Source organism: Proteiniclasticum sp. C24MP (assembly GCF_043951855.1).
In the GTDB taxonomy this organism is placed as follows: Bacteria; Bacillota; Clostridia; order Clostridiales; family Clostridiaceae; genus Proteiniclasticum.
Map to the genome: position 1 here is coordinate 21,107 of NZ_JBINJW010000030.1, position 10,328 is coordinate 31,434.

General features: G+C 44.4%; 9 protein-coding genes. 5 read left to right on the forward strand and 4 right to left on the reverse strand.

All coding sequences use genetic code 11. From position 1 onward, the window contains the following. Positions 1-22: 22 nt before the first annotated feature. The 5 genes from ACHAL6_RS14005 to ACHAL6_RS14025 all read left to right on the forward strand — a co-directional run bounded on the left by ACHAL6_RS14005 (position 23) and on the right by ACHAL6_RS14025 (position 6,203). A complete protein-coding gene (locus ACHAL6_RS14005) occupies positions 23-1,336 on the forward strand; it encodes a cytochrome c biogenesis protein ResB (protein WP_395271290.1) in 1,314 nt (437 codons plus the stop codon). Beyond that, positions 1,336-2,148, forward strand: coding sequence for a c-type cytochrome biogenesis protein CcsB (gene ccsB / locus ACHAL6_RS14010; protein WP_395271291.1), 813 nt, complete (start codon positions 1,336-1,338; stop codon positions 2,146-2,148). The genes ACHAL6_RS14005 and ccsB overlap by 1 nt, the downstream gene beginning before the upstream one ends. Before the next feature lie 27 nt (positions 2,149-2,175). Next, a complete protein-coding gene (locus tag ACHAL6_RS14015; protein WP_395271292.1) occupies positions 2,176-2,406 on the forward strand; it encodes a hypothetical protein in 231 nt (76 codons plus the stop codon). Further along, on the forward strand, positions 2,399-3,403 hold the full coding sequence (locus ACHAL6_RS14020) for an HRDC domain-containing protein (RefSeq protein ID WP_395271293.1): 1,005 nt from the start codon (positions 2,399-2,401) through the stop codon (positions 3,401-3,403). The genes ACHAL6_RS14015 and ACHAL6_RS14020 overlap by 8 nt, the downstream gene beginning before the upstream one ends. Positions 3,404-3,467: 64 nt before the next feature. After that, positions 3,468-6,203, forward strand: coding sequence for an AAA domain-containing protein (locus ACHAL6_RS14025; protein WP_395271294.1), 2,736 nt, complete (start codon positions 3,468-3,470; stop codon positions 6,201-6,203). A 60-nt stretch (positions 6,204-6,263) separates the two neighbouring features. On the opposite strand, the gene ACHAL6_RS14030 is transcribed toward ACHAL6_RS14025, so the two are convergent. The 4 genes from ACHAL6_RS14030 to ACHAL6_RS14045 all read right to left on the reverse strand — a co-directional run. Then, positions 6,264-7,097, reverse strand: a complete 834-nt coding sequence (locus ACHAL6_RS14030; RefSeq protein WP_395271295.1) for a GNAT family N-acetyltransferase — start codon at positions 7,095-7,097, stop codon at positions 6,264-6,266. A gap of 66 nt (positions 7,098-7,163) precedes the next feature. Continuing rightward, positions 7,164-8,183 (reverse strand): hypothetical protein, encoded by a 1,020-nt coding sequence (locus ACHAL6_RS14035; protein ID WP_395271296.1) that lies wholly within the window; start codon positions 8,181-8,183, stop codon positions 7,164-7,166. A 183-nt stretch (positions 8,184-8,366) separates the two neighbouring features. Further along, complete coding sequence (gene nhaC / locus ACHAL6_RS14040) at positions 8,367-9,812, reverse strand: Na+/H+ antiporter NhaC (RefSeq protein ID WP_395271297.1); 1,446 nt, start codon at positions 9,810-9,812, stop codon at positions 8,367-8,369. 180 nt (positions 9,813-9,992) lie between these two features. After that, positions 9,993-10,328, reverse strand: a 336-nt coding sequence (locus tag ACHAL6_RS14045; RefSeq protein WP_395271298.1) for an RNA-guided endonuclease InsQ/TnpB family protein, incomplete at its 5' end; no start/stop codon positions are given.

Here is a 10,328-nt window from a genome sequence, read left to right on the forward strand (position 1 = left end):
TTATTTTCTAGCTGGAGGTATTATGGGAAACGGGGGAACGGGAAAAAAACGGAAAGGAAGAATACTAAGATTCTTTTCATCCATGAAGTTCGGAATGATTCTGCTTGCACTGCTTGCACTCTACTCCACTTTGGGTACACTTCTTCCTCAGGGAAATCTTCCCGGGTTTTATGAGGAGAATTACAGTGAGACCCTGGTGAGATTCATTGAAGTCTTTCAGCTCAGTGACGTCTATCATTCCATCTATTTCATGGTGCTTACCATGCTCTTATCCGTAAATCTTTTTTTCTGCAGCATCAGAAGACTGCCCTCTGCCATAAGGCAGTATAGAAAATCAGAGGTCTTTGAATCCGATCTCCTGCAAAGAAAAAATACAGAGATCGAGACAGTTTCTACGCAGGATCCTCGAAAATTCCTGACGAACCTGGGATTTCGAAAAACGGAAGAAGTCATACTGGAAGAGAAGAAGATCTGGTATGGGGTAAGAAGAAGAGCAGGCTATTTCGGGTCCTTCATTGTGCACCTGGGACTACTTGTGGTCATTGTAGCTTTTGCAGCCGGAAAGATATGGGGATACGAGACCTATGTAAGGGGGATTCCTGGAGATGAGCTCTTCATGGAAGATACGGAGTATCATATGGACCTCAATGATTTTGATATCGAGTACAGAAGTGATTACAGTATCCATCAGTATATTTCCACAGTGGACTACAAGAGCAGTGAGGGGGAGATTCTAAAAAGCGAAGAGATCTCCGTGAATGATCCCATGCGTGTAAAAGGCTATAAGGTCTATCAGAGCGGTACTGGCTGGATGATGAACATCATTGTGAATAAAGAGGAAGAGGAGATCAGAAGAGAACGGTTCTATCAGTCCGGGATTCTGTTTCTGGAAGAGGAGAATCTGGCCATAGAATTTCGGAACTTCTATCCGGATTTTCTGCTATCGGATGGGAAAATCTACACCAGGACACCATTTCTCAACAATCCGAGGTATCTTTTCACCCTCTATGAGAATGGGGAAAGTGTCTACATGAATGTGGCATCCATCGGGGAGACGGTGACGTATAAGGGCATCAGCTTTCAGGCATTCGAGCCAAGACTTTATACAGTGCTTCAGGTGGTGAAGGACCCTGGCGCCATCTTCGCAGGTATCGGAGGTGTCATGATGCTTCTGGGACTGCTTCTGACCTTCTACTATGTACCTCAGCATATAATTTTCGAGGAGCAGGAGGCTGGATGGCTGCTTCATGGAGATACACCGAAGAACAAAGAAGCGTTCAGACTTTACCTGGAAGAGAAACTGGAAGAGCATAAGACAAAGGGAGGGGAAAAGTAATGGGACTGGAGAACATCTTTTTTTACATCGCCATAGGCATCTATGCCATATCCATGATCTTGTATCTTATATTTTTCATAGGCAGAAAGGAAAAGCCGGGCACCATTGCAACCTATATTTTGTACGGCGGATTTCTCTCTCATACGGCAGCCCTTGTCATAAGAGGACTTGAATCGGGCAGAGTGCCCCTGACCAATCAGTATGAGTTTGCCACAAGTTTCGCCTGGGGCATTGTGCTTCTCTTCATCATTTTTGAAAAGAAGTTCAACTTCAAGGCCATGGGCACCTTCGTGATGCCCATCATACTGCTGGTCATCGGCTATGCGGCCATGCAGAGCAGAGACATCAGGCCGCTGATGCCGGCACTTCAGAGCAACTGGCTGGTATTTCATGTGGCGACTGCGGTGATCAGTTACGGAGCTTTCGGCGTGGCCTGCGGCGTCTCTGTCATGTATCTCATAAGAGACAGGATGGGAGAAGACGGATTCATTTCGAAGCATGTACCAGAGCTCAAGAAGCTTGATTTCATAAGCTATCGCGCTGTGGCTGCGGGATATTTCTTTCTGACCCTGGTCATGATCACAGGTGCCATCTGGGCAGAGCAGGCATGGTCAAGGTACTGGGCCTGGGATCCCAAGGAAACCTGGTCCTTCATCACCTGGATCATCTATTCCATCTATCTCCATCTTAGAATCACAAGAGGATGGAGAGGGAAAAAGGCTGCGCTGTTTGCGGTCATCGGATTCATCTGTGTGCTGTTCACCTATATTGGAGTCAATACACTGCTCCCAAGCATTCACAGTTATGCGTAGAATGAATTACAGCAGATCTCCCTCAGTATGAAGTTCTATAGTGCTCTTCCTGGTAAGCAGTTTGAAATTGAACTGTTCATCAGGGGGAGCTTTTCATGCACTGGAAGAAGCATGGGTAATTCAGAAACTGAGGAGTATCTAAATCAGTATAAAAGTAAATTCAACCACCATATAATATATAAATTCAATACGATATTTAGTATAGTTATTATAATGAATGAAGAAAGTGAAATAGAGGTGGGATATGGGGATGTTTGATAAACTAAAGGGACCGATGCTGTATAAAGACTCTGATGGACTGACAAAACAGATTGAAATACTGGAAGGAATGAAGGAAAAAGCATCTGGAGAAACGAAGAATCAGATTCTGAAAGAGATCAGGCTTCTGGAGTATGGTGAAAAGGGAGAAAAAGCTGTTCTTTACGAACTGATGAACAGTTTCATGCCCATGCTCATACTGAGGGATCTGAGACTAGAATATGAAAATAAAAGTGCGCAGATCGACTTCCTCGCCATAACAAGAAAAGTTGTCTATGTCATCGAATGCAAGAATCTTTTCGGCGATATACTGGTGAATGAATCAGGAGATTTCATCCGGACGATTCATTTCAACGGAAAGAAGATTCGAGAAGGCATATACAGCCCCGTTACCCAGAATAAGAGACATCTGGATCTCATAAAAGCAGTCAGGAAAGAAGACAAAAGCAACATGGTCTTTAAGATGATGTTTGAAAAATGTTTTGATGATAACTATAAATCCATAGTCGTTTTGGCCAATAGCAAGAGTCTTATTGATGTGCGTTATGCGGACAAAGAGTTGAAGAAGCTGATCATCAGACATGATCAGCTGATCAGTCATATCAGAAAAACAGATTCCATGAGTAAAAATGAGGAATCCTCAGATAAGAAGATGGAAGAAATGGCGGAAAGCTTCATGAAACTTCATATACCAAGTCAGATGGACTACACAGCAAAATATGATTTGCAGAATGTACAGGAAGAGAAGGAAGCTGATGATCAGGTTGAGATAGAGGAGAAGCAGCAGAAAAGTCTATATGAATTTCTGAAGGCATACAGACTTCAGAAAAGCAGAGAAGAAGAGGTCAAAGCATACATGATCTTCAGCAATGCCCAGCTGGAGGAACTTGTGAACAGAAAACCTGAAAGTCTGGAACAGCTCATGGAAATATCCGGATTCGGGAAAGTCAAAATCAGTAAGTATGGAGAAGATCTTTTGAAAATCATCACCAGGTAAAAGGAAGATGATCTGCAAGATCTGAGCGATAAGTCGGAAATGCCTGTAGAAAATGGAGGGACCAATGGATACGAGTCAGCACCTGATTCTATGCAAAGACAAAGACATTACGGAAAATGTCAGATACTGTGCATATAATCCTGAGACAAAAAAATATGATGTAACGTTTAAAAACGGTAAGGTATACCATTATAATTTCCAGTCTGTTGAGTGGATGAGAAATCCAAAGATCATTGATCATCAGTGGATCAGTATCCGGTATAAGGAAAGGGAACTATTCAATATTCATAGGATTCATGAATTCAGTGGTAAAAGCGGCAGATACTGGTTTGTACAGTATGGTGATGGAAGCGGAAGAAGCTTCCATAAACGTCATCTTGAAATAAGTGTATCCTGTCTGAATAATGAAGATACCCGAAGCAGCCTTGAGTATTTCAGGAGACTGGCTGCTGTCAATGAACTCCGTACAGAAGAAGGGGCAGTGCTGCTGCACAGACAGTACGAGAAACTGGATTTCATCGATCGGGACTCTGCCATGGCTGTTTACCTGAATCCCCAGAGGCATTCGATGAGAACCTTCAAGGTGCCTCCCCTGATTTTTCCCTTCGGAGGAAATGCAAGCCAGTTCAAGGCTGTGAAAAATGCCATGACCAATCAGTTCAGTGTGATTCAGGGTCCTCCTGGTACGGGGAAGACCCAGACCATACTGAATATCCTATCGAATATCCTCATGCAAGGGAAAACGGTCCTTGTGGTCTCCAACAACAACTCTGCCATTGCCAATGTGGAGGAGAAACTGTCTTCTGACAGATATGACCTTGGTTTTCTTGTGGCGTCATTAGGAAATTCTGAGAACAAGAATCAGTTCATACAAAGACAGTCAGGAACCTATCCGGTTATAGAAGGCTGGAAGGCGGATGAAGAGAAGAAAGGGTTTTTTCATCGAGGTATCAGGAAGGTATCACTGGAGCTCCATGAGGTCTTCCAAAGGCAGGAACGACTAGCGATGACACGTCAGGAAATGGAGTCTCTGGAAACAGAAATCAGACACTTCAAGAGATACTGTGAAGAAACGGGAATCACACTGAAAAGAAAAAGCATCCCTCATTCCTCCAAAAAGATGATGCGTATCTGGCAGCAGTGCTATGCCTATGAAGAAGAAGACAAAAAGATTCCGTTCTGGTTCAAGCTGAAGAATATGAGAATCATAGGGATTTCAGATTGGAGACTATACAAAAAGAAACTGCCTGAAGTCATCACTCACTTTCAGCAGCTATATTATGATGCGAAGGAGTCTGAACTGAAGGCGGAAATCCATGCTCTTTCTGATGGGCTTAAGTCAGATCATGATAAGATGGATCATCTGACAAAGCTTTCCATGGACTATCTGAAAGCGGAACTTTATGAAAAATTTGGCAAGAAGAGAGACCGAAAAGTATTCGAAGGCGAGGATTTATGGAAACATCCCCGTGAGATCATAGAGGAGTATCCTATTGTGCTAAGCACCACCTTCTCATCGAAGAGCAGTCTGGGGAAAGATGTAATGTTCGATTATCTGATTATGGATGAAGCCTCCCAGGTGGATGTGACGACTGGTGCCCTGGCACTTTCCTGCGCGAAGAATGCTGTCATTGTGGGGGATCTGAAGCAGCTTCCCAATGTGATTTCAGAAGAAATGAAGAAAACCACCGATGAGATTTTCAGCAGGTACGATCTTCCTGAAGGGTACTCTTTTTCAGAGAACAGCTTCCTGAAATCTGTATGCAGAATCATTCCTGACATACCACAGACGCTTTTGCGAGAACACTACAGGTGTCATCCCAAAATCATAGGATTCTGCAATCAGAAGTTCTATAACAACGAGCTCATTGTCATGACACAGGATAGAGGAGAATCCGATGCCATATCGCTTTTTAAGACTGTCACTGGGAATCACAGAAGAGAACACTTCAATCAGAGACAGATCGATGTGCTCATGAAAGAAGCACTTCCTGCTTTGAGTAAAGAGGGAAATGAGGAGATCGGGGTTATAGCACCCTATAATGAACAGGTCCACGCCATCAGAGACAGTTTAGGTGACAAGACTGAAATCGACGTGGCAACGGTGCATAAATTTCAGGGAAGAGAAAAGGACACCATCATCCTTACACCAGTAGATGATGTGGTCACTGATTTTTCCGATGATCCGTATCTACTGAATGTGGCCATATCTCGTGCGAAAAAAAGATTATGTCTGGTGGTTTCAGGCAATGAGCAGCCTAAGGACAGCAACTTTGGTGATCTGATTTCATACATTGAGTACAATAATTTTGAAGTGGTGGAAAGTGAACTCTACTCTGTATTTGATTATCTGTATACACAATATACAAGAGAGAGAATGGATTTTCTGAAGGATCATAGAACCATATCAGAATACGATTCGGAAAATCTCATGTTTGGGGTCATCAGCGGACTTCTTAAGAAATATGATTATCTATCCCTTGGGGTCATCGCGCATCAGCCTCTCAATATGCTCATAAGAAATCCAAAGCATCTGTCAGACGAAGAAACACGATATGTCATGAACAGAGCGACTCATGTGGATTTCATGATTTATAACAAAATCACCAAGAAACCTGTATTCGGCATAGAAGTGGATGGGTTCCATTTCCATAAAGAAGGAACAAAGCAGAAAGAAAGAGATTTGATGAAAGATCGGGTTTTCAGTCTCTATCAGATCCCTCTGCTCAGATTCAAAACCAATGGAAGCGGAGAAAAAGAGGCGATAGAAAGAAAAATACTGGAATATGCGCAGCAGTGAAATAAAGATGAAGGGACTGGCTTGAACATCAAGCCAGTCCCAAATCATTCCATGCATTTTCTACAGCTTCTTCTGGACAAATTCGTGAAGCCGGTGCATTCTGAACCCGAAGTGCTCATAAAGCATTCTGGCAGGGTTTCCATCCACAACCCATAATGTGACTTCACTGAATCCTCTATGAAGAAGTGTGCCCACTGTGTAAGCTAGAAGAGTTTTTCCATATCCCTTCCCTTGTTCATCCACTGCCACGGCAATCTTATCGATTTCGTTTCCTTCCACCATGGCCACAGCGACAATTTCGCTGTTGTCCCTCAATACAAAGATATCTTCCGCATGTTTCAGAAAATAAGATCTTTCTTCTTCTGATGGAGCACTTAGAGTGGAGGAAATGCCTACATGAAGCCTCATTCTGTGGAAGGATTCACTGAATATTTTCTGGACATGGAGATAATCACTGTCCACATAGGCTGAAACGGAAGGGTTTTGTGGTGATAGCAGAGTTCCGCTGAAAATCATATGTCTGGAGCGGAACCATTTCTCATATCCTTTTCTACTGAGAAATCCCCTTATGGAGTCATCCACCTTGTAATCACACACGATTTCTTTCACACCCTTCTCTGCCATTTCTTTTTCCAGAGAGGAGAGGAGTAAGGATCCGATTCCCTGACTTCTATAGTCAGGATGCACATACAAGGTGAAGCTGGTTTTTTCTGAAATTCCGGTATAGACACAGATGGCTGCAATGAAGCCATCTGATCTGACGATCATGGCGTATTCAGGAAACTCCTCCAGACAGCCTAAGATGTCCCTTCTGACAAATTCATCCTCCCTAATAAGATTCTTTATAGCGGGGCTATGATCTTTGTTGTATTTTTCAAGTGTCCATGTCATCATACTGCTCTCCTAGTGCTCAGTAGAGTATCGGTTATATAGCGTGTTACAGAATCAAAGAGAGCTTTCTTATATGGATAAAATCTCTCTCAGCACTTTCTTTGAATGAATGAGATCAAGAAGTTCATCCTCTGTGTGGATGGTATCACTTCTTCTTTTGAAGTACTTGTTGATCTTTATGGCATAACGTTTCATGGCTGGGTCTATGGAGGACATGAAATCCATGATGCTTCTCTTATGATAGACTACGGAGAGATAGGAGAGGACCATATACTTGATGTCTGCAAGAATGGAGTCTTCAATCCAGTAGTCAATATGGGGAAGATCAATCTTCTTCTCCATGAGGTTTGTGTAGCAGACCAGTCCGTCTTCTGTGGATTCCCAGAAATCCGCATAGACATAATCGAATTCCTTGAGGAATGCTTCGTTCCATCTGTCATAGGCACTGGCATGGATGATGGTCACTTTTTTCTCTGTATCGAACTGAGGCAGGATCTGTTTCTCGAATAGATTGATGACATCTTTATTGACTTCCACAACGGTGACGCTTTCCACCTCATCCTTTAGAAGCCACATGTAGAGGATTAGGCCGATGCCGAGGCCGAAGGTCAGACATTTTCCGTGACCTTTGTCGATGCCCTCTCGCATGCTCTCTATTTCGCTGACGGCAGGGGACATCCAGACATTATCACCCTCCATGAGCACAGGCAGTTCCAGATCCTCGCTGAAATATCCGATGGGATGATAGTGGAAGAGATATCTGCCAAGGGGTTTATGAAAATCCATGTTCATGAGCGTTCTTTTTCTGATGACGGATCTCTGATAGCGTACGGTATCCGTGTCCACTTTCTCCAGTCTGATGCTCCTGAAATAAGGGTTTTCCTTCAGCATATGGATGTCTTTTTGCAGATTTTCTTCAGGAATATCGTATTTACGGAGAATGGAAAGAAGCGCTTTCTCCTTTCCTGGCGTCAGTACTGTCTCCATATAAGGAAGCACATCAGTTAGATAGGCGCGCATGCTGTGCATGGATTCCACCAGGCTTTTCATGGCTGTATTCATTTCGGGCGTTCTTTCAAACTGGATCATGTCATACCTCTTTCTATACGTTATTCTTATGGATAATCATATCATATCCACATCGCAGGACGTAAGAGTAGTCGATCATTTTGGAGAAAAGGGCATAAGAAAACACGGAGCCTTTCTGGCTTCCGTGTTTCCAGGGAGTTATCGATATGACTGAACCCCGTTTTACTTTTGGACTCTTACTGATTAAGAGTTGGCCTCCAGGGATTTCATCATGAGCTTCTTTTCTCTTTCTCTTCTCACGCGTACCTTCTGCACTTCTTCCTTGTCCATACGGGTCATGGTGAGACCTGTAATACCGTAGAACAGGGAAACCATGGGTGTGATGAATGCCAGGAATGTGTAAGGAAGATATGCGATCACGGGAACACCCAGGGTGGCAGCGGTATAGATTCCGGCACCCGTCCAGGGGATCAGCGCACCAGCCTGGGTGGCGGTGTCTTCCAGGATCCTGGAGAGGTTTTCCGGTTTCAGCTTCATTCGTTCAAAGATCGGTTTCATCAGGGTACCGGTCATGACAGTGGAGAAATAGATGGCTCCTCCGATGGCCAGCGTCACATAACTTACGATGACCGTTACGATGACCAGGGTTCCTGTATGGTTGATCCTATGAGCAAAGGAACCGATGAGGGTTTCCAGTACACCGGAGTCTGCCAGCATTCCGCCCAGTCCTAAAGCGAAGAGAAACAGTGCGATGAGGGGCAGCATGCTTGTGAGCCCACCTCGCTGAAGCAGACTGTCTACGGTCTCGATACCCGCTTCCACGCTGTATCCGCTGTACATGGTGTTCAGGACTTCACTGAAGCCGAAGCCCTGATAGGCTACGGCGATGATTCCACCGACCACAGCAGCAATGAAAATTGCTGGAAGCGCGGGTTTTTTCATCATCATCAGTCCGATGAGCACAGCAATGGGAATCATTGGAATGATTCCGATGCTGAAGCTCGAAGACAGATACGTGAGCAGCTGATTCACACTTTCCGCATTGACTGTTTCTGCAGTGTATTTTAGACCCATGAAGGTGAAGATCACCGCAGTGATGGTATAGGCAGGAACCGTCGTCCAGAGCATATGCTTGATGTGTCCAAATAAAGTACCACCTGCAACCGTGGGTGCCAGGTTTGTGGTATCAGATAGAGGAGACATCTTGTCTCCGAAGTAGGCACCACTGATGACGGCACCTGCGGTGATTCCAGCTGGAACACCTAAGGTTGCCCCTACACCCATCATGGCGATACCTGCAGTACCGATGGCTCCCCATGAGGTTCCGGTGGTCAGGGATACGACGGAGGTGAAAAGCAGTGCCGACACCAGGAAGAATCTAGGTGAAATCAGATTGATTCCGTAATAGATCAGGGTAGGCACCGTACCTGATGCCATCCATGTTCCTATGAGCATGCCCACGGCCAGGAGGATCAGTCCGGACTGGAGTGCCTTACTCATGGATTTGAACATGGAGGTCTCGATCTGTTTGTAATTGTACCCGAGACCCATCATAAAGGGTATCAGGGTGAACATACTGATGAACATAAGCATCTGGATTTCCACATCAAATGCCAGAATCCCCACAGATATAATAGCGACTACGCTAAGTAGCATCATGAGGGCATAAGTGAAACTGGGTTTTTTCATACTTGAGGTTTGCAACGAACCACTGCTACTCAAAATATGGACAAATCTATCCATATTGAGACTTTTACTGCTTCTTCCTGTATGCTTTCGCCCCAGTTTCCTGAGCTGCTACTCACAAGTTCCTGTACAGTCCACAGTCGTAAATTCCCGACTAGCCATCGGTACACATCTACAATAGCGTTACAGTGCTACCGTGTAGACTTTGGCATTCAGAAGATTGATGCTGGCATTCCTGTCCCTGTCTATGACGAAGCCGCACGCATCGCATCTGTAGGTTCTATCAGATAACTTCAGATTCTTTCTGATGGAACCACATTCCGAGCACAGCCTGCTTGAAGGATACCACCTGTCAGCAATTCTTAATTCTATTCCGTTCCTCCTGCACTTTTCAGCAAGTTTCAGCCTGAAGGAATGGAAGTTCTGGCCTTGTATAGCCTTCGCTAAATGCCTGTTCTTCATCATCCCTTTCACGTTCAGGTCTTCCATGGTGATAAAACTTGGTTTTTGCCTGATCAC

What these genes read in the sequence shown, in the direction of transcription:
- ACHAL6_RS14035 (WP_395271296.1), bottom strand. Translation starts at nt 8,183, where the DNA reads ATGATCCAGTTTGAAAGAACGCCCGAAATGAATACAGCCATGAAAAGC.
- nhaC (WP_395271297.1), bottom strand. Translation starts at nt 9,812, where the DNA reads ATGAAAAAACCCAGTTTCACTTATGCCCTCATGATGCTACTTAGCGTA.
- ACHAL6_RS14030 (WP_395271295.1), bottom strand. Translation starts at nt 7,097, where the DNA reads ATGATGACATGGACACTTGAAAAATACAACAAAGATCATAGCCCCGCT.
- ACHAL6_RS14005 (WP_395271290.1), top strand. Translation starts at nt 23, where the DNA reads ATGGGAAACGGGGGAACGGGAAAAAAACGGAAAGGAAGAATACTAAGA.
- ccsB (WP_395271291.1), top strand. Translation starts at nt 1,336, where the DNA reads ATGGGACTGGAGAACATCTTTTTTTACATCGCCATAGGCATCTATGCC.
- ACHAL6_RS14020 (WP_395271293.1), top strand. Translation starts at nt 2,399, where the DNA reads ATGTTTGATAAACTAAAGGGACCGATGCTGTATAAAGACTCTGATGGA.
- ACHAL6_RS14015 (WP_395271292.1), top strand. Translation starts at nt 2,176, where the DNA reads ATGAAGTTCTATAGTGCTCTTCCTGGTAAGCAGTTTGAAATTGAACTG.
- ACHAL6_RS14025 (WP_395271294.1), top strand. Translation starts at nt 3,468, where the DNA reads ATGGATACGAGTCAGCACCTGATTCTATGCAAAGACAAAGACATTACG.